At 59.3% G+C, this 19,240-nt stretch carries 13 protein-coding genes; 11 read left to right on the top strand and 2 right to left on the bottom strand.

From position 1 onward, the window contains the following. The first annotated feature begins 25 nt into the window (after positions 1-25). From ACUY3D_RS02045 to ACUY3D_RS02035, 3 genes are all read left to right on the top strand, one after another. Positions 26-1,474, top strand: a complete 1,449-nt coding sequence (locus ACUY3D_RS02045; protein WP_448240244.1) for a flavin-containing monooxygenase — start codon at positions 26-28, stop codon at positions 1,472-1,474. 15 nt (positions 1,475-1,489) lie between these two features. Further along, a complete protein-coding gene (locus ACUY3D_RS02040; RefSeq protein WP_070530920.1) occupies positions 1,490-2,470 on the top strand; it encodes an alpha/beta hydrolase in 981 nt (326 codons plus the stop codon). A 99-nt stretch (positions 2,471-2,569) separates the two neighbouring features. Beyond that, a complete protein-coding gene (locus tag ACUY3D_RS02035) occupies positions 2,570-3,880 on the top strand; it encodes a YkvI family membrane protein (protein ID WP_070530923.1) in 1,311 nt (436 codons plus the stop codon). 60 nt (positions 3,881-3,940) lie between these two features. Here ACUY3D_RS02035 and ACUY3D_RS02030 read toward each other — a convergent pair whose 3' ends face one another. Next, positions 3,941-5,407 (bottom strand): helix-turn-helix domain-containing protein, encoded by a 1,467-nt coding sequence (locus ACUY3D_RS02030; protein WP_448240243.1) that lies wholly within the window; start codon positions 5,405-5,407, stop codon positions 3,941-3,943. 191 nt (positions 5,408-5,598) lie between these two features. Here ACUY3D_RS02030 and ACUY3D_RS02025 point away from each other — a divergent pair, with 191 nt between their 5' ends. The 5 genes from ACUY3D_RS02025 to ACUY3D_RS02005 all read left to right on the top strand — a co-directional run bounded on the left by ACUY3D_RS02025 (position 5,599) and on the right by ACUY3D_RS02005 (position 14,306). Beyond that, positions 5,599-7,656, top strand: a complete 2,058-nt coding sequence (locus ACUY3D_RS02025) for a hydantoinase/oxoprolinase family protein (protein ID WP_448240242.1) — start codon at positions 5,599-5,601, stop codon at positions 7,654-7,656. A gap of 24 nt (positions 7,657-7,680) precedes the next feature. Next, positions 7,681-9,684, top strand: a complete 2,004-nt coding sequence (locus ACUY3D_RS02020) for a hydantoinase B/oxoprolinase family protein (protein WP_448240241.1) — start codon at positions 7,681-7,683, stop codon at positions 9,682-9,684. A gap of 32 nt (positions 9,685-9,716) precedes the next feature. After that, positions 9,717-11,435 (top strand): helix-turn-helix domain-containing protein, encoded by a 1,719-nt coding sequence (locus ACUY3D_RS02015; RefSeq protein WP_448240240.1) that lies wholly within the window; start codon positions 9,717-9,719, stop codon positions 11,433-11,435. Between the two features lie 117 nt (positions 11,436-11,552). Further along, positions 11,553-12,671, top strand: coding sequence for an alcohol dehydrogenase catalytic domain-containing protein (locus ACUY3D_RS02010; protein ID WP_070684099.1), 1,119 nt, complete (start codon positions 11,553-11,555; stop codon positions 12,669-12,671). A gap of 102 nt (positions 12,672-12,773) precedes the next feature. Next, positions 12,774-14,306, top strand: coding sequence for a hypothetical protein (locus ACUY3D_RS02005; protein ID WP_448240239.1), 1,533 nt, complete (start codon positions 12,774-12,776; stop codon positions 14,304-14,306). A gap of 166 nt (positions 14,307-14,472) precedes the next feature. On the opposite strand, the gene ACUY3D_RS02000 is transcribed toward ACUY3D_RS02005, so the two are convergent. Then, positions 14,473-15,129, bottom strand: a complete 657-nt coding sequence (locus ACUY3D_RS02000) for a TetR/AcrR family transcriptional regulator (protein WP_448240238.1) — start codon at positions 15,127-15,129, stop codon at positions 14,473-14,475. A gap of 177 nt (positions 15,130-15,306) precedes the next feature. Between ACUY3D_RS02000 and ACUY3D_RS01995 the strand changes: the two genes are divergently transcribed. From ACUY3D_RS01995 to ACUY3D_RS01985, 3 genes are read left to right on the top strand one after another with little or no spacing between them, the layout of a single operon-like run. Then, positions 15,307-16,815 (top strand): flavin monoamine oxidase family protein, encoded by a 1,509-nt coding sequence (locus tag ACUY3D_RS01995; RefSeq protein WP_448240237.1) that lies wholly within the window; start codon positions 15,307-15,309, stop codon positions 16,813-16,815. A 13-nt stretch (positions 16,816-16,828) separates the two neighbouring features. Continuing rightward, positions 16,829-17,719, top strand: coding sequence for a universal stress protein (locus tag ACUY3D_RS01990; protein WP_448240236.1), 891 nt, complete (start codon positions 16,829-16,831; stop codon positions 17,717-17,719). Next, complete coding sequence (locus ACUY3D_RS01985; RefSeq protein WP_070523379.1) at positions 17,716-19,239, top strand: APC family permease; 1,524 nt, start codon at positions 17,716-17,718, stop codon at positions 19,237-19,239. The genes ACUY3D_RS01990 and ACUY3D_RS01985 overlap by 4 nt, the downstream gene beginning before the upstream one ends. The last annotated feature ends 1 nt before the right edge of the window (position 19,240 follow it).

The following is a 19,240-nucleotide window of genomic DNA, read 5'->3' as shown; positions in this document are numbered from 1 at the left end:
CCGTCTAAAAAGGAGACACAACACCATGAAGATCTACGATTGCATCATCCTCGGCACCGGCTACGGCGGACTGGGCATGGGCGCCCAGCTGGTCCGCGACGAGCAGAAGGACTTCCTCATCCTCGAAGCCGCCGACGAGGTCGGCGGTGTCTGGCGCGACAACACCTACCCGGGCGCTGCCTGCGATACCCAGGCTCTGATCTACTGCTACTCCTACTTCCTCAACCTCGGCGTTTCCCGCATGTTCGCCGGTCAGGACGAGATGCAAGGCTACCTCAAGGCTCTTGCCGAGGAGTTCAAGCTCTACGACCACATCAAGTTCAACCACCGCATCACCAACGCCGAGTGGAAGGAAGACCTCAAGGCATGGGAGATCGAGGCCAACGATGAGACCTACTACGGCCGCGTCTTCGTCGGCGCCTGGGGCCAGCTCTCCAAGCCGAAGATCCCGAACTTCCCGAACCGCGAGGCATTCCAGGGCGTGCAGTTCCACTCCGCCGAGTGGAACCACGACGTCGACCTGAACGGCAAGAAGGTTGCCGTCATCGGCAACGCGGCCTCCGCTGTCCAGCTGGTTCCGGAGGTTGCCAAGGAAGCGGAGAAGCTCTCCGTGTTCCAGCGCTCCGCAAACTACATCCTGCCGCGCAACCAGGTCATCTTCACCGAGGAGGAGACCAAGGAATTCCAGGAGAACCCGGATTCCTACCGCGCCATCCGCCAGGAAATCCACGAGGTCCGCGAGGAGGGCTTCGACCGCACCCGCAAGGGCACCGACTCCGCCGCCGAGGGTGTCGAGCAGGCCATGGAGCACCTGCGCTCCCAGGTCAACGACCCGGAGCTGGTGGAAAAGCTCACCCCGACCTTCGCTTTCGGCTGCAAGCGCATCCTGCGCTCCGATGACTTCTACCCCACCTTCAACCGTGACAACGTGGAGCTTGTCACCGCTGGCATCGAGAAGTTCACCGAAACCGGCATCCGCACCGAGGACGGCGTCGAGCACGACTTCGACGTTGTCATCTACGCCACCGGCTTCCACTCCCAGGAGTTCCAGGGCGACCTGCCGATTGCCGGCCGCGACGGCATCGACCTGCGCGAGCGCTGGGGCAACTCCCCGGAGGCTTACCTGGGCATGACCGTGGATGGCTTCCCGAACTTCTTCATGCTCTACGGCCCGAACACCAACCTCAACCACCACTCCGTGGTGGCCATGCTCGAGGCGCAGGACCGCTACATCTCCCAGGCTGTTGCTTACCTGCGCGAGAACCCGGAGGCAGCCCTCGACGTGAAGAAGAACGTCATCGACGAGTTCAACACCCGCATCCAGAAGGAACTCGAGGCATCTGCGTTCTCCGCCGATTGCTCCTCTTGGTACAAGAACGAGGAAGGCCGCGTCATCAACAACTGGTCCGGCAACGTTGCTGAGTACTACGAGCTCACCGACAAGCTGGAGATCAACGACTACGAGCTGGTCTAGAAGGTAGTGATCACGATGCACACTCTGCACGACGAATACTCCGGGCGCCCCGTCGCTGAGGATGCGTGGAAGGCGCTGAAGCCTTTCCGCGATGGTGGAGCGAAGTCCTTCCACAACTTCCCCATCCCGCAGGTGCGTGAGAACTACGTAGCCTCGGCCCACGCCAACCCGCTCCACGAGGAGAAGGAACCTGCGACCACAGATTTCCAGGTCGACCAGTTCCAGGTTCGCCTTTATGACCCCCGCCCGGAGGCAGAACGCGGCCAGGAGACCCCCGCGGTGCTCTACATGCACGGCGGCGGCTGGCTCATGGGCAACCTGGAGACCCACCACTCCTCGGTACGCCGTATCGCGGTGCTGACCGGCCTCCCGGTCGTCGCGGTGGATTATCGCCTCGCCCCGGAGCACACCTACCCGGCGGCAATCGACGATTGCCGCGCCGCCTACCGCTGGCTGTCCAACCCCGAGGCAGAACACGGACTGACCGTGACCTCCATCGCGGTCGCCGGTGATTCAGCCGGCGGCCAGCTGGCTGCCACGTTGGCGAATGAGTTTGTGGGTGAAGATGACGTCGCCAAGCTCAGCGCCCAGATCCTGCTCTACCCGATCACGGATTGCTCCCGCGAGCGCACCGAGAACGGTGCCTCCTACAAACGCCTGGAGGAAGGCTTCCCTCTCGCCTCCGACACCATGCGGTGGTTCATCGATACCTTCGTCACGGAGGAATCCCAGCGCACCGCCACGGATCTCTCCCCACTGTTGCTGGAAGAGCTGCCGGAAGGCCTGCCCCCGTCGCTCGTCATCACGGTGGATAACGATCCGCTGGCGGATGAGGGCATCGAGTATGCCGGGAAGCTAGCAAAAGCGGGCGTCGACGTCACGCACAAGCACCTCCTGGGCTACCACCACGGGCTCTTTACCTCCGCCGCGATCATTGACCGCGGCGAGGAGGAGCTTGCTGGAATCGCCGAGTTCATCAAGGCGGTGACGAGCTAACAGCTTTCGCTCCATCACACACGGGGCAGGCACCTTTCCTAGGCGGCCTGCCCCGTCTGCATAAGTAGAAGCATTTATCCATCCACAGTTAGGTTCACCATGCTTAAACGCTCATTCGGCATCGCGATGGCCTTCATCGGCGTGCTCGCGGGAGCCTCCTTCGCGTCCGGCCGTGAGGCCCTCCAATACTTCGTTGCCTTCGGCAACATGGGCATCGTCGGTGCCATCGTCACCGCACTGGCCATGACCATTTCCGGAATCACCATTCTCCAATTGGGTTCTTATCACCGCGCAAAAGAACACACTTCTGTGTTCAACGCGGTGTCCACGCCAATTGTGTCGAAGATCCTTGACTTCGCCACGCTGACCTGTCTTTTCTGCATCGGCTTCGCCATGTTCGCCGGCGCCGGCACCAACCTCAACCAGCAGTGGGGCTGGCCGGTGTGGATCGGTGCGATCCTCATGCTCATTCTCACGCTGCTGACTGGGTTGCTCGATGTGGACAAGGTGACCATCGCCATTGGCGCCATCACCCCGTTCATCATCATCCTGTTGACCATCGGCACCGTGTATACCGTGTTGACGTCCAGCCCCGATTGGTCACACCTCAACGAGCAGGCGCAGACCATTCCCACCACGCTGCCCAACTGGTGGGTCTCCGCCATCAATAACTTGGGCCTCAACGTCATCGTGGTGGTCTCAATGATGATCGTCATCGGCGGCAACTTCCTCGATGCCAAGGAAGTGGGCTATGGCGGCATCCTCGGCGGCCTGTGCTTCCTGTTCCTGCTTGCGGTCCTGGTGGGCGGCCTTTACGTTTCGGTGGGCCCGATTACCGACGCCGAAATGCCAACCTTGGCCATGATTGAGCAGATTCATCCAGCGCTCGGAGTCGCCATGTCCATTGCTATCTACGGGATGATTTATAACACCGCCATCGGCATGTTCTATGCCTTTGCCAAGCGCCTGACCCGTGGCAAGCCACAACACTTCTACAAGGTTTATGTCATCTCGGTGCTCATCGGATTCGTGCTCTCCTTCGTCGGCTTCTCTAACCTCATCGGCTGGGTATATCCGATTCTGGGCTACATGGGTATCGCCATCATGTTCATCATCGGCTTTGCTTGGATGAAGAACCGCAAGGACCTGCAGTCTGAGGCCGATCTGCGCCGCCGTGCGCGCGAACTACTCAAGAAGCGTTTTGAGAATGACAACCACCTCTCTGAGGAGGAAATGCGCGAGCTTTCCGCTATCGCCCGCAATTCCTCCATTCCCGAATCTGACTTCATCAGAGAAATCATGACTGAGGTCGATTCCGAGGACGTGCCCGAAGAGCTACAGATTGGTGATGGCAAGCTCCACGCGCTCATCACTGGCAAGCCCATTCCGCGCACTAAGAAGAAGGTGTAGCTCTCACTATTCCCCCATCACCACCTACCCTCTTTCTCTCCGCCCCCGCGTCTCAAGCGCCTAGCGCTGCATGCGGGGGCGCAGTGCTTTCCACAGCACCCACAACACTAAGTCGGCATCCGAGAAACGAATGCGCTCCTCCAGTGCCTCCAGCCGGTGCCGCACCGTATTGGCATGTACACCCACGACCTTTGCCGCGCGGGCAACGGAAAACCCTTCAGCCTCATAGGCCTGAAAGATCTCTTCACCATCCTTGATCGAGCCGATCGCTCGGTCGAGCTCCCCCACGGCATCTTCTAAACCGCGCTGACCCAGGTACGCCGCCGCCTTCTCGATGGCGCTGCACTGAGAAAACTCCATGCTCTGCACGTGCAGGGAGTGTTGCCGGTCCACCACTACGGCAGCAACCAGAGCCTGCAGCCACGCCTGCGGGCCCTCCTCGACGGCATCGAAGGCATCGGAAAGCCCAACCGAGCCGAAGAGCACATCCGCAATTTTTGCTTCGGCTCCCGACTGGGTCGTCAGCACGCAAGTACGGCCAGCCACATAGCCCAGCACCAATGGCACGCCCGCGTCCTGCGCCACCGCAAAAGCCTTATCCCGCACATCGCTGCGGTAGGAATCCTTGACGGAGTCCGAGACTATGAGCCGCATTGTCGCGTGTTCCGAAAACCCTCTCCTGCGCAAGGTGGTGGCCACCTCCTCCCTGTCCGAACTGTCGTCGCACAACGCCATCAATAAGGCGCTTGGTTCCGCGACGTGGTTCCGCTGGATGTTTCGCTGCGCCAACAAGGAAGCGGTGAGCAGCTCCTCCAGTGCTGCAAAGGCGGGGTCATCGAAGTCCGCATCCCGGCTGGTCTGCCGCCCCCGGATCAACCAATAGCCGTGATCAAAGGACGGGCTTTCGCCGGCAATGTCGAGCCACCGGGCAAAGACCTTCCACCGCCCCACGTGCAAAGTAGTCGTGCTGTGGTTGCTAACAACCGACAAGGAGCGCGCAATGCTTCGCGCGGGCAGCTCGCCGGCCGCGGCGATGACCCGGCCATCGACGGCCAAAAGAAGTAAGGAATCCCCGCTAAACCTGGCAAAGCGGGAGAGGATTTCGGATTCGGGGGCAGGGTTGACCAGCCCGGGGCTTAATTGACCAATGGTGCTGAGCTTGCGCCATGAGGTGAGGTTGGGCTGGCGGCGCAGCAGCTCATCCACCGCGCGCCGAATGTCTTGACGTGTGAGCCCCTCGGTGCCGTATAGGAGGGACACGGTGCCGTCCACGGAGTCCAGGATTTCCTGCTCAGTGAATTCAGATTCGAGGAATACCACGCCGGCGGCATCGGCTAAGCGGCGCTGAATGGCTCGGGGTGTTCCCTCTACCCGGGGCAGGACCAACCAGCCGCTCACGTCGCCATCACCCTCAGCGCACAACCCCACAAACTCTTCATTTTCGAGGGCCTTGTTGATGCGGCGCAACCGCGGTTCCATCACGACGAGATCCGCGATGTGCAACTCCGGGCTTTCTTGTGACGCCACTTAACCCTCCGAAAAATAGTGTCCTATCTTACTTTTAATCAGGTAATTCTAGTGGCCGACAGCCTGGCTTTTTGGAGTTTCCTCCATTCGTTTTCCCCTCAATTCACTTTTCCTCCATTGCTTGCCTGCCCGGAGCATATGAAGATTCCTTCCAACCGAATTCACGAGCCTTTGAAAGAGAGGTCCACACCATGACGGAGACCAAGCCATTTCGCGTATCCGTTGACGTCGGCGGAACGTTCACCGACGTCGCGATTGTTAACACCGACACCCACGAGCTGTCAGTAGCAAAGGTCCCCTCCACCCCTGATGACCCGATGAAGGCGGTGATGAACGGCCTCAAGCAGGCAGACGTCCAGCTCAACCAAGTCGATGTTTTCTCCCACGGCACCACGGTGGCCACCAACGCGCTGATCCAGCGCCGCTTCCCGCCGGCAGCGCTCATCACCACGAAGGGCTTCCGCGATGTCCTGGAGATTCGTGACGGTACGAAGGACGAGCTCTGGGATGCCTACAAGGATGTGCCGGAGCCCTACATCCGCCGCCGCGACCGCTACGAGGTCGAGGAGCGCATCGACTTCGACGGCGCGGAGGTCACCCCGCTCGATGAGCAGGAAGCCCGCCGCATCGCCGGCATCCTGCGCCGCAAGAAGATTGAGACCGTGGCGGTCTGCTTCATCAACTCCCACGCCAACGCCTCCCACGAGGTGCGAATGGCGGAGATCCTGCGCGAGGAGCTTCCCGACGCCGCCGTCTCCACCTCTTCCGAAATCCTCCCGGAGATCTTCGAGCACGATCGCTTCTCCACGACCGTCGCCAATGCGGTCCTGGCTCCGCTCGTCTCCGGCTATGTCAACCGCCTGTCCCGCCAGTTGGAGGAAGGCGGCTACGACGGTGACCTGCTGCTCCTCCACTCCGGCGGCGGTTCCATGACCCCGGAGATGGTCTCCCGCTACCCGGTCCGCCTGGCCGCTTCGGGTATTGCTGCCGGCGCCATCGCGGTGCAGGATATTGCGACGCGCTGCGGCTACTCCAACGCCATCGGCCTGGAGATGGGTGGTACCTCCACCGACATCGCCTTGGTCTACGAAGGTGATATTCGCATTACCAAGCAGTGGCAGGTCGAGTACGGCTTCCCCATCTGCTTCCCGTCCATTGAGGTGGGCACCATCGGCGCCGGTGGCGGTTCGGAGGCCTGGATCGATGAGGCAGGCTCCCTGCGCAACGGCCCACAGTCGGCCGGTGCGGATCCGGGACCGGTCTGCTACGAGCGCGGCGGCACCGAGGCCACCAACACCGATGCCAACGTCACCCTCGGCCGCCTCGGTACCGAGCTCATTGGCGGCGCGCTGAAGCTGAACCCAGATGCCGCGCGCGAAGCCGTCAACAAGACGGTCGCGGAACCGCTCGGCCTCGATACCGAGACCGCCGCGGAGAACATCGTCCAGGTGGCCAATGCCAACATGGCCGACGCTGTTCGCCTTCTGTCCATCCGCCGCGGCTATGACCCGCGCGATTTCGTCCTCGTCGTCGGCGGCGGCGCCGGCGCACTGCATGGCGCAGAGGTGGCCCGCGACCTCTCCATCCCCACCGTCGTGGTCCCGCCGCACCCGGGCGTGACCTCCGCGCAGGGCTGCCTGCTTGTGGACATCCGCCACGACATCACCAAGATGTACCAAGCAGCCGTGGATGAAGTCGATACCGCGGATCTGCGCAAGGAATTCCAGGCGCTCATCTCCGAGGCCCGCGAGCGCCTCCACAAGGAGCACGTGCCGGAGGAACGCATGAAGTTCAAGCTGACCGCTTCCATGCGCTACCGCGGCCAGTGGCGCTCACTCACCGTGGAGATCCCGGAATCCGACAACCCGCTGGATGATGCCGTCGCCATGTTCCACGATGAGCACGAGCGCGAATACTCCTTCGCCGACCGCGAAGGTGCCGTGGAGTTCTACCAGATCGGCCTCATCGCCATCGGTGAGCTCGAGAACCCACCCTTCAAGCACTATGAGGTCGAAGAGCACGAGGCAGAGCTCCCGGAGACCACCCGCCCGGTGTACTTCTCCGCGCACGGCGGCTGGGCCGATGTCCCGATTTACCACCGCCCGGATCTGAAGGCCGGTGCGAAGCTCAACGGCCCCGCCATCATCGATCAGTTCGACGCCACCACCGTCATTCCGCCAGGAGACCGCGCAGAAATTGATGAGTGGTCCAACATCCGCATCCACATCGGCAAGGCCACCAACGCCTAAGACTCTCCTTTGAAAGGAATCGACATGACTACTTCACAGACACAGGCTCAGTCCTCATCAAACCGCCGCACGCTCGACCCAGTGACCTTCGAGGTTCTCAAGAACGCCTTCGCTACCTCGGTCAACCTCATGTCCGAGCAGATTTTGCGTACGTGCTACTCCTTCGTTATCTATTCACGCGACTTCTCCTCCGCGCTGTGTGACGCCGAGGGCAACACCGTCATGCAGGGTGACCAGGACATCGCCGTGCACGTCGGTACGCTGCACTTCCAGTGCCAGGCCGTGCTTAAGGAATTCGGGGATGACATCCACGAAGGCGACGTGTTCGCCATCAATGACCCCTATCAGGGCGGCACTCACATGAATGACGTCTCCTTCCTGCGCCCCATTTTCTACGAGGGCACCCTGCTAGCCTTCGCGCAAAACAAGGGCCACTGGGCGGATGCCGGTGGCTCCGTCCCGGGCTCCTTCGATGTTTCCGCCACCAACTACTACACCGAGGGCCTGCGCATTACTCCGGTGCGCGTGTGGTCCAAGGGCGTGTTCCTCAGGGACGTCGCCAAGCTCCTGGCCGGCAACACCCGTAGTCCCGAGATCGTCATGGGTGACCTCAAGGCCCAGGCCGAAGCCACCGCGGTCTGTGAGCGCGAAATCCACCGCCTGGTGGACAAGTACTCGGTCGACATCGTGCGCACCGCACTGCGGGAGGTCCAGGACTACGTGGAGGACATCGTCACCGCCCGCGTCGCCGAGCTTGACGACGGCGAGTGGTCCACCACCGACTACCTCGACCTCGACCCGGCAAAAGAAGAGGGCTTGGTTCCCATCAAGGTCACGATGCGCATCAAGGGCGGGCGCCTGTCCTACTCGCTGGATGGATCCGCGCCGGCAGTCGCCAGCTTCCTCAACGCGGGCTATGGCTCCGCGTTCTCCGGAATCGTCGCCGGTACCAAGACCTTCTTCCCCGACGTGCCGCTGAACTCTGGCCTCTACCGCGCCATGGACATCGACCTGGGTCCGGAAGGCACCGTGGTCAACGCCGGAATCCCGCACGCTGTAACCGGCTTCTGTTCCGGCCCCTTCGAGAAGATCATGAACGCCGTCTTCGAGCTGTGGTCCCAGCTCATGCAGGAGCGCGCCATGGCTTGTGCCTTCAACCTGGAATACCTCCTCATCGGTGGTTGGGATACACGTGATGCGAAGAAACCGCAGGATAAGGGCGATTTCTTCATGTGGTACGACTGGATGGCCGGCGGCTGGGGCGGGCGTGTCGACCGCGATGGTTCCTCTGCCACAGCACCGGTCTTTGGCCCGGGCCTGGCGGTCCAGCCGGTAGAAGGCCAGGAGCGCCTCTCTCCGGTCCTCACCAGCCACCATGCTCTGGTCACCGACTCGGCCGGCCCCGGCAAGTACCGCGGCGGCGTCGGCGTATCCAAGGGCGGCGTGCTCACGGATGCAAACCAGACCGTGATGAGCTACTGCTGTGATCGCGCGCGCTCCGTTACCTGGGGCATCGACGGCGGGCTGCCGTCCATCCCGCAGGGCGTCTGGCTCAACCGTGGAACCCCGGATGAGAAGTTCCTCGGCGCGCTCTTCTCCAATGTTCCGGTGGGTCCGGGCGATACCTTCGAGCGCCCCTCTGCCGGTGGCGGTGGATTCGGCGATGCCCTGGAGCGTGACCCGAAGGCTGTACTGGAGGACGTCATCGACGGCTACGTCTCCGTGGGCCGTGCCGCCAAGGACTACGGCGTTGTCATACACGCCATCGATCCGGAAATCGACGAGTACGAGCTCGATGAGGATGCAACGAAGACGCTGCGTGAGGAGCTGCGCTCCACCCGCCTGGACAAGCTGGCGGAGTCCCCGGAGTCCGTGGCTGAGCGCTACAACGCGGGCGAGCTGGACCAGCTCGACCTGGTCCGCCACTACGGCGTCATCCTGGACTGGGCCACCGGTGAGCTCCTGCCCACCACCACCCAGCAGTACCGCGAGCAGATGACCAAGCGTTCCTCTTCCCACTGGAAATAGTAAGCGCCCTGACTGCCCCCTAAACTAGGGGCATGTCTCTCCTCGGCACCGTACTCTCCCACCTCGCCAGCGGCACCCGTGTCCCCGACGAGCTGCGAGAGCAACTGGATGCCGAGGAGCTCAGTTCGCTTCGGGCCGTTGAGGAGACCATGCGCGCCAACCACACGTGGCGGGTGATGTCGACCAAGCTGCTCGATGTTTCCCAGATGCTCAACTCGGGCCGCGAATCCACTGATATCTTCCACGCCATCGTGCGCCACGCGCGCACCACTATTGGCACGGACGTGGGCTACCTCAGCCTCAACGATGAGGACACCGGTTTTACCAAGGTGCTGGCCACCAGCGGTGTCGTCACCGAGGACTTCCGCACCATCAACATGCCGATGGGATCTGGAATCCTCGGCATTGTGGCCGCCACCAACCGCCCGGCGTGGACCTATGACCATTCCGCCGACCCCAACGTCACGCACGTGGATTACGTGGACCGCGCGGTGGAGGCCGAAGGCATCCGCGGTATCCTTGGCGCTCCGATTCGCATTGCCGGGCGCACCATCGGCGCGCTCCTTGTGGGCGACCGCCACCCCCGCCACTACACTCACGAGGAAATTGCCGCGCTCGAGGTGCTTGGCTCTATTACCTCTGTGGCATTGGAGAATGCGCAAGTCATCGAGAGCCAAGGCGAATCCGTTGCCGAGCTAACCCGCTCGCAGATAGCTCTGAGCCGCCATGTGGAAGAGCTGCAGTGGCTCAATGAGGTCAACGCGAAACTGCTCCACGTGCTCATGAACAATGCCAGCTTCGAAGAGCTGGAACGCGTGCTGGCTGAAAGCCTCGATGCTCCGGTGATGCTGTGGACCACGGAGGATGCCCCGGACACTTTCCCAGCAAGCACGTTCCCTGTGGAGTTTAATGGCCGCGCACTAGGAACGATTGGTGTGGACAAGCAGCTCAGCGACGCCGAATTGCGCGTCATCAGCCATGCTTCCGCAGCCTTTACGTCGATCGCCCTTTTTGCTGAGGCGCTTGTCGACGCCACCGCGCGCAAAGTCGATGACCTGGTCTATGCCGTAGCCCTCGGCAATGCCGGGCGCGAAGAGATTGCCCGCCTGCGACATCTGACGGGTATCAGCCTGAACTCCTCAGCACAGCTGTATTTCGTCGGCCTGCACTCAGCAAAGGGCCTGCCCACTCGTCCGCAGCTGGAACACCTCTTGCCGGGTAATGCCGCTATTACGCACCACGATCAGCATGTGTGCGTTCTGTACCAGCCGGATCGGGGCATCGATACGGCACTGGCCCCGCTGCTGTCTGAGTTCCCCGATTTAACGGTCTCCGCCATCGGCTTTGATGGCCTGAGTGAAGCGCGCAGCGCACATGATTCCGCCATGTCTTACCTGGAATCAGCGCTCGCCCTGGGAGTGCGCGGTCGTCTGATCACCGAGGATTCCCTGGGCACGGTGGGCCTCATTTTAGGCGCGGACCCACACGCATTGAACGCGCTATCCACGCGCACCATCGGACCGCTACTGCGTTATGACGAGGAGCATTCCACGGAGTTAACCGATACCGCCCACCACTACCTGCTCTCTGGACACAGCATCCCGCAGACCGCCCAGGCGATGTTCATCCACCCCAATACGGTGCGTCAGCGGCTCGACCGGATCTCGGAGTTGATGGGTGATGAGTGGGCCGTCGGCCAGCGCGGGCTCGATGTCTTCGTGGCGCTGCGCGCCCACACGCTCAGCAAGTAGAGAATTCCCTATCTAAATAGCTGTTTGATGTAGATTCCCCCATACCGTTCCTGCCCTCATCGACGTTCTGTGGCGTACATTACGTTGCATTAACCCACCCGATGTCTGGAGGTAGATATGTCTGACACGATTACCATTCGCGGCGCCGTCCTGGAGCGCTCCGGCGATGAGCGTCCCTACGCCGACTCCAAGCCCATTACCGTGAGCGAGCTCGAGCTCACCGCCCCCGGCGAAGGCGAGATCCTGGTCAAGATCACCGCCGCTGGCCTCTGCCACTCCGACCTCTCAGTGGTCAACAACAACCGCCCCCGCCCGCTGCCGATGCTTTTGGGTCACGAGTCCGCTGGCATCGTCGAGAAGATCGGCCCAGGCGTGACCAACGTCAAGGTTGGCGACCACGTGGTCATGACCTTCCTGCCGCGCTGCGGCGAGTGCGCCGGCTGCAAGACCGACGGCAAGATGCCCTGTGAGGTCGGCTCCAAGACCAACAACGAGGGCACCCTCATCCGCGGTACTCGCCACCTCACCCGCAATGGTGAGATGGTCCAGCACCACCTCGGTGTTTCCGGCTTCGCCACCCACGCAGTGGTTTCCGAGCTCTCCGTCGTGCCGGTTGGCTCCGATGTCCCGGCGGATATCGCCGCCATCCTCGGCTGCGCCATCCTTACTGGCGGCGGCGCCATCCTCAACGAAATCGATCCAAAGCCCGAAGACAGCATCGCCGTCGTCGGCCTCGGTGGCGTGGGCATGGCCGCCATCATCACCGCCGCTGCGCTCGGCGTAAAAGAGATCGTGGGCATCGACATGCAGAAGGACAAGTGCGAAAAGGCCCTCGAAATCGGTGCTACTTCCGCCATGACCCCGCAGGAAGCTGAAGAGTCCGGCAAGAAGTTCACCGCCGTCGTGGAGGCCGCCGGCCACCCGAAGGCACTGGAAACCGCCTACAAGGTCACCGCACCGGGCGGCCTGACCGTCACCGTTGGCCTGCCGGCACCGGGCTCCACCATCACCATCGACCCGCTCGTGATGACCTCAGAGGCACGCCGCGTACACGGTTGCTACCTGGGTTCTTCCGTTCCGTCGAAGGACATCCCGAAGTACGAGCAACTGTGGCGCGAGGGCAAGCTCAACGCCGAGGCCCTGATCTCCGACCACATCAAGCTCGAGGACATCAACACCGCTATGGACCGCCTGTCCGACGGTGTGGCACTGCGCCAGATCATCGAGTTCGACTAAGCAAGACTCGTCTAAACCTCAACCACTTCACCTTTCCTCACCAAGCCCTGCGCGGTTCGCGCCCGTAGGGCTTGGTCCCTTTTTCTTTGAAAGGAGGCCGTCATGGCCGCAACCACCGAAGCCGCCGAACCCGAAGAACAGGGAATCGGTCAAGCTTCGCCCCACTGGAAGATGGGGCCCTTTGATGTCCGCTTGCCGTTCGTGCACTACCGCATTGAGTGGCCGGACTTTGCCCAAGGTTTGTTCATGTGCGTGGTCGACCTGGGAGCTATCCCCTTGATGACTGAGGCCCTCGGCATGCCCTATGAGGCGGCACTGGCCGTCGTCATGCTCAACGGCCTTCTCTACCTGACTCACCACCTCTTGGGTGACCCGGTTGTCCCAGGCTGGATTACCCCAGCTATTCCGCTGCTGACGGTCTACATCCAGACCTTCCCGGAAGGAGAGCAGCGAATCTGGGCGCTCATCAGTTTCCAGCTCTTGCTGGGCATATTCTCCTTAACACTGGGTATGACTGGGTGGGCGTCAAAGGTCGTTCGCCTCATTCCTTCAGGCCTGCGCGCCGGTATCGTGCTTGGTGCCGGTATTGCAGCGATTATCTCGGTATTTCAAGAAGACGGACGTTTCCACTCCTTCCCTATCACCATCACCATCGCGGTGGCCGTGGCCTTCTTCCTCATGTATTCGCGTGGCTTCCAGGCACTGCGGCAGAAGGCCGCCGGCTGGCGCTTCCTGGCTTCGCTTGGCATCCTGCCTGCCATCTTCGTCGCGGTTTTCGTCGCACCGCTGGCCGGCGAGGCACCGTGGCCGGACGTGGAGTGGGGCTTCTCCAAGCCTGACTTCATGACCTTGTGGTCTGAGTACACGGTCTTCGGCGTTGGCTTGCCACCGGCGCACATGTTCCTCACCGCCATCCCCACAGTGTTGGCTGCCTACATCGTCGTCTTCGGTGACGTCTTGCAAGCCAACGCCGTTCTCAAGGAAGCCGACCATGTCCGTACGGATGAGGCCGTGGTCTACAGCCCGTCGCGTGCACACCTCCTCTTCGGCGGCCGCAACATGCTGATGTCCGTCATCGGCCCAGACATCGCCATGTGTGGTCCACTGTGGGCGGCGATGCACGTGGTCATCGTTGAGCGCTACAAGCAGGGCAAGCGTGCCATGCGCACCATCTTCGGTGGCGCGGGCTCCTTCCGCTGGGGCACCAACACGGGCCTCCTCCTGCTACCGATTACCTCCTTCGTTGAGCCCATCCTGCCGGTGGGCTTGGCACTGACGCTCATTATTCAGGGCTTCGTGTCCGTGCGTGTGGGCATCATGGAGGCCAAGAACCAAAAGGATCTTGGCATCGCAGGCGTAACCGCTGGCGTGCTGGCCACCCAGGGCGCCGCGTGGGGATTCGCCGCCGGCATCATCATGGTGCTGGTCATCTACGGCAAGGACATGTTCAAGGACGAGCGCGACGGTACCATCCGCAACTTCGACGAAATCGATCCGGAGGAAGGCTTCGCCGACGCGCAGGCGGATTTCACGGAGCTGGCAGAACTCAATGATCTGGACGCTGACGGGCACCCGATCGATCCGAACGCCCACCGCACAGGATCCAAAGAATCTCCAAAATCTAGCGAGACCTAAGCTCAACCAGCTTATTCCCCAAGGTGCTTCCCTCCCCAATAGCAGTTCACCCCTAGCTGCAGGGGAGGGTTTCGCACTTCATCCTTCTTTGTCAGCTATTCGAGAAGCACCTGAATGGAATCCGGTTTATCCGTGGGGCTGTGTTCTCTAAATAGACGTCACAAATTTAAGCCTCATCGGATGATAGGAACTTTTCCAACAGGGCTTCCAAACCAGTTTCAAACGACTTGTCCGCGCGAAGTTTAGATTGTTCGCTCTCCTCCGAAGACTGCTCTCGGAATTGCGCCAGGTAGATGTCATTCATCCTGTTCAATGGGCTATCTCCAGGCCCAGGCGATTCAAAAATATTCAAAGGCGCATGAACGTCGTAAGCAGATCCAAAAACTAGAGATTCTACTGCGACAAGCCTCGTAATAACTTCCGGTTCGGGAACTCCAGCAAGTGCAATTACTTGGACGAGCAATTCGTACATCGAAATCGTTTGCGGCGAACCATAAAGTGGAAGCTCAGTAATTACACGAATCAGCGGGATGTTATCAGCCAGAATATCCCGATACGACCATGCCCATTGCCGAAGCGCATCAGCTGCTGGCAGTTCCCCTGCAAGGGCGAGCTTCAGCGACGAAGTATCGACTTTAGCGATGATGTCATCTTGAACCAGAGCCAGCAGTTCTTCTTTATTCGAAATGTGATTATAGAGCGCTGCGGTACTGACCTTCATTGACCGAGCTACCGCTGACATCGATAGGGATTCAAGCCCCTTGCGATCAACAATTTGCAGTGCGGCTGATGCTATTTTTTGCCGGTTCACCAGCGCTTTCACTGGCCGCCCTTTGGGGCGCGAAACATTTACCACTGTGATCCCTACAATTCTTGCCGCGCGTTTGTTACTGTAGTCACAACGTTAAATTAAACCCTTTAATTTAACGTTGAAACACCATCGTCCATACGAAGGTCTCACTCACCGCATACCTACTGCACGCGAAGGAGAAACGCTCCAATGGTCACGCAACGTAATGGTAATCCCAACGCCGAAGAGCGCACAGTCGATGTTGTAATCATCGGCGCCGGTGCTTCAGGGCTAATGGCTGCCCGCACTCTCAAGAAAGCAGGAAAATCAGTCTGTGTTCTCGAAGCCCGCAATCGCGTGGGCGGCCGTACCTGGAACGGAAAGGTACTCGACGACCAAGGTACTGAACACTTCATTGAGATCGGCGGCCAGTGGATTTCCCCCGATCAAACGCGCCTCACCGAACTCGTCCAAGAGCTCGGACTCGAGACTTTTGATCGGTACCGCGAAGGAAAGTCAGTCTACGTGTCCCCAGACGGCACGCGCCACGAATTTGAGGGAGATACCTTCCCAACGTCAGAGGAAACCGCCTCCGAGATGAATCGATTGATCGCTGAGCTCAATCAGCTGGCCGAGGAAGTCGACGCTAACGCCCCTTGGGAGCACCCACGAGCCAAAGAACTCGATAGCCAATCCTTCCGTGACTGGTTAGAAAGCCTATCTGACGATTCTGAGGCAATTGACAACATCTCGCTTTACATTTCCTCTGGAATGCTTACTAAGCCTTCCCGCACCTTTTCCGTACTTCAAGCAGCTCTGATGGCTTCATCTGCTGGTTCTTTCGACAACCTTGTTGATGAAAACTTCTTGCTTGATAAGCGAGTTGCCGGCGGCATGCAGTCAGTTTCCATAACGATGGCAGAGGAACTCGGCGATGACGTCATTCTCAGTTCACCTGTTCGCACTCTCGAATGGGCTACACCAGATCCTTCTACGGCAGACGCCCCCAACAATGTTGAAGCGGACGTCCGCAATGGTGTGGACAACAACGGTGGACCGGGAGCCGTAACTGCCTACTCTGATCGCGCTGTTGTCCATGCTAAAAACGCTATCCTTGCGGTTCCGCCAAACCTCTATAATCGCATTTCCTACGTGCCTCCCCTACCGCGAGAACAGCATGTTGCCCATCAGCACATTTCCATGGGTCTCGTCATCAAAGTTCATGCAGTCTATGAAACTCCCTTCTGGCGTGAAGAGGGACTGTCCGGTACTGCATTCGGTGGCGATCGACTCGTTGCCGAAATCTATGACAACACCAATTACGGCAAAAACTTCGCAGGCGGTGAGGAAGGAAAAGAAGACGCATTCGGCACATTGGTTGGCTTTGTTTCCGACGTTTACGCCGAAGAGATGTGGGCTCTCCCCGCTGAAGAACGCAAAGAGCGCATCCTCGATGCAATGTCCATTTACCTTGGTGACAAGGTGAAGAAGCCAATCGCATTCTTCCTCTCCGATATGGCGGCCGAAGAATGGACTCGCGGAGCCTACGCAACGTCATACGATTTGGGTGGACTATCGCGTTGGGGCCATCTTCAGAACAAACCAACCGGCCCGATCTATTACTCCTCCTCTGACATCGCTGGTGCAGGTTACCAGCACGTCGACGGCGCGGTGCGTATCGGTGAAGCCGTTGCGAAACAGATTCTCGGGCAGGGATAAGCGGTGACTGTTCATGAATCCACCCACCGATTTTCCGCGCCGCAGGGCTAACGGCTCTCTGCTAGTCGCATACATCGACACCTCTGACGGTCATGATGCTCTCCATTTAGGAATTGCTCTCGCGCGTGAGCGCCAGGTCAACCTGAAGATAGTCTCGGTTATTCCTCCTGTTAGTCCTCAAGGTTTTGGTGTTCAGACTCAAGATCCTGGTTACAACGCGATTGTGCGAGAACAAACCGAAAAGCGTCTCGCCAGTGCGTTAAATAGTCTTCCCGCTGACATTTCTGCGACATGGCACGTCGTCGAGGGGACAGAACCCGCTCTTGCCTTGAATGATGCCGCGCAAAAACTTGAGTGCGATTTAATCGTCGTCGGAGCACGCTCAGGCGGACTTTTGAACCGATTCCGCATCGGTACAGTACCCAGTTCATTGCTATACACAGCACAAACACCAGTAGCGCTAGCTCCTCAAGACTATTCATATCCAGGACCGATAACGAGTATTTCTGCCCTTGTTGGCCCGCGCCGAGGACGATCAGATGTCGCGGCAATCGGACTCGACCGCGCAAACCGCCGAGAGATTCCATTACGCATCATTACCTTGAAGATCTCCGGAGAAGATGCCGGGCACGGATTTGAGCTCCCACTCTCGGAGGCAATCGAAGAAGCGGTTTCCAAGGGACAAGCGTCACGCATCACTACTTCGGGATCAAGTGTCCAGTCAGCGCTGCGAAACCTTAGCTGGGAAGAGGGCGAAGTGGCAGTTCTTGGTTCTGCGCGTATTGCCGGCGATGGTCGGCTCTTCCTTGGCACAACTGCTCATCGAATCCTCAAGCACTTACCAGTTCCAACCATTGTTGTCCCTTCGGGCTACATGTCGCTGAAAGGAGGTGCTCCCTCATGAGTGAACAACCAGCAGTTTCAGAGAAAGGATTGGCAGTCGGCAAAGTCGGTTTGCTCGGAGCTGTCGTCATTGGCATTAGTTGTTTGGCGCCAACTTACACACTCACTTCGGGAATCGGTCCTGCCATCTCGGCCGTGGGCGTCTTCGTTCCAGCCGTTCTCATTCTGGGGTTTATCCCCATGCTGCTTGTGGCCTTTGCTTACCGCGAGCTCAACAACCGTGCTCCTGATTCAGGAACCACTTTTACATGGGCGACCAAAGCCTTCGGCCCGTGGGTCGGTTGGATGGGTGGCTGGGGTCTGATCGCCGCCACGATATTGGTCCTATCGAACCTTGCCGCAGTGGCCGTTGACTTCTTCTATCTGCTCATCGCACAGCTTGCCGGTAGACCAGAGCTCGCTGAACTCACACGCAACCTCTGGGTAAATATTCCAACCACACTTGTGTTCTTAGTTGCTGCAGCTTGGGTCGCGTATCGAGGTATGGACACAACGCAGAAGATGCAATACATCCTCGTTGCAATACAAATCATCGCAATTGTCTCCTTCGATGTTGCAGCATTATGGAGGGCTTACAACGGAGATGGATTCGATTTCACCCCGATCCAATTCAGCTGGTTCAACCCATTTGAAATCAAGGACTTCTCGGTGGTTGCTGCCGGAATCTCACTATCCATCTTCATGTTCTGGGGCTGGGATGTCACCCTAACTATGAATGAAGAAACGAAAAACCCAGAAAAAACTCCTGGCCGGGCGGCTACCGTCGTCATCGTCATCACGATCATTTTGTATGTACTTACAGCGGTAGCCGTTATGGCATGGGCGGGCATCGGCGAAAGCGGACTAGGCGCCGGTAACCCAGACAATCAGGAATCAATTTTTGCAGTGCTTTCTTACCCGGTTATGGGCCCATTTGCCATCCTTATTTATATCTCGGTTCTAGCTAGCTCTTTTGCATCCTTGCAATCCACGCTGGTTAGCCCCGCCCGCACGATTCTGGCGATGAGCTATTACAAAGCTCTTCCCCCACAATTGGCTCGAATCAGCCCACGATTCCAAACTCCAACCGTCGCAACGATTGTCGCAACCGTCGTTTCTGGAGCCTTTTACGCCATAACAAGAGTGCTCTCAGAGAATGCACTTTGGGACACAATTGCTGCTCTTGGTCTCATGATTTGTTTCTATTACGGCATCACAGCAGTTGCCTGTCTGTGGTATTTCCGAAAAGAACTCTTTACTTCAGTAAGGAACTTCCTGTTTAAGTTTCTATGCCCGTTGCTGGGCGGTGGCTTCCTTCTCTTAATGTTTTTCATCACCGCTTATGACTCCATGGACCCGAGCTTTGGTTCCGGTTCTTCTCTTGGAGGGGTCGGAATCGTCTTCATCCTGGGCGCCAGCATCCTCGTGCTCGGATTAATCCTCATGTTCATTACCCGACTCCGCAACCCAGATTTCTTCACGGGCTCAGTAATCAGCCGTAGTGAATCCAGTTCAGATACAACAACCCCAAACTTTTCCTAGG

Source organism: Corynebacterium guaraldiae (assembly GCF_053480195.1).
Note: the sequence above shows the minus strand (reverse complement) of the source record. Positions and strands in the feature narration are given on the sequence as shown.

Bases quoted from the DNA above. Each gene is read 5' to 3' on its own strand.
- ACUY3D_RS02005 (WP_448240239.1), top strand. From the start codon at position 12,774: ATGGCCGCAACCACCGAAGCCGCCGAACCCGAAGAACAGGGAATCGGT.
- ACUY3D_RS01990 (WP_448240236.1), top strand. From the start codon at position 16,829: ATGAATCCACCCACCGATTTTCCGCGCCGCAGGGCTAACGGCTCTCTG.
- ACUY3D_RS02035 (WP_070530923.1), top strand. From the start codon at position 2,570: ATGCTTAAACGCTCATTCGGCATCGCGATGGCCTTCATCGGCGTGCTC.
- ACUY3D_RS02040 (WP_070530920.1), top strand. From the start codon at position 1,490: ATGCACACTCTGCACGACGAATACTCCGGGCGCCCCGTCGCTGAGGAT.
- ACUY3D_RS02010 (WP_070684099.1), top strand. From the start codon at position 11,553: ATGTCTGACACGATTACCATTCGCGGCGCCGTCCTGGAGCGCTCCGGC.
- ACUY3D_RS02015 (WP_448240240.1), top strand. From the start codon at position 9,717: ATGTCTCTCCTCGGCACCGTACTCTCCCACCTCGCCAGCGGCACCCGT.
- ACUY3D_RS02020 (WP_448240241.1), top strand. From the start codon at position 7,681: ATGACTACTTCACAGACACAGGCTCAGTCCTCATCAAACCGCCGCACG.
- ACUY3D_RS02045 (WP_448240244.1), top strand. From the start codon at position 26: ATGAAGATCTACGATTGCATCATCCTCGGCACCGGCTACGGCGGACTG.
- ACUY3D_RS02025 (WP_448240242.1), top strand. From the start codon at position 5,599: ATGACGGAGACCAAGCCATTTCGCGTATCCGTTGACGTCGGCGGAACG.
- ACUY3D_RS01995 (WP_448240237.1), top strand. From the start codon at position 15,307: ATGGTCACGCAACGTAATGGTAATCCCAACGCCGAAGAGCGCACAGTC.
- ACUY3D_RS01985 (WP_070523379.1), top strand. From the start codon at position 17,716: ATGAGTGAACAACCAGCAGTTTCAGAGAAAGGATTGGCAGTCGGCAAA.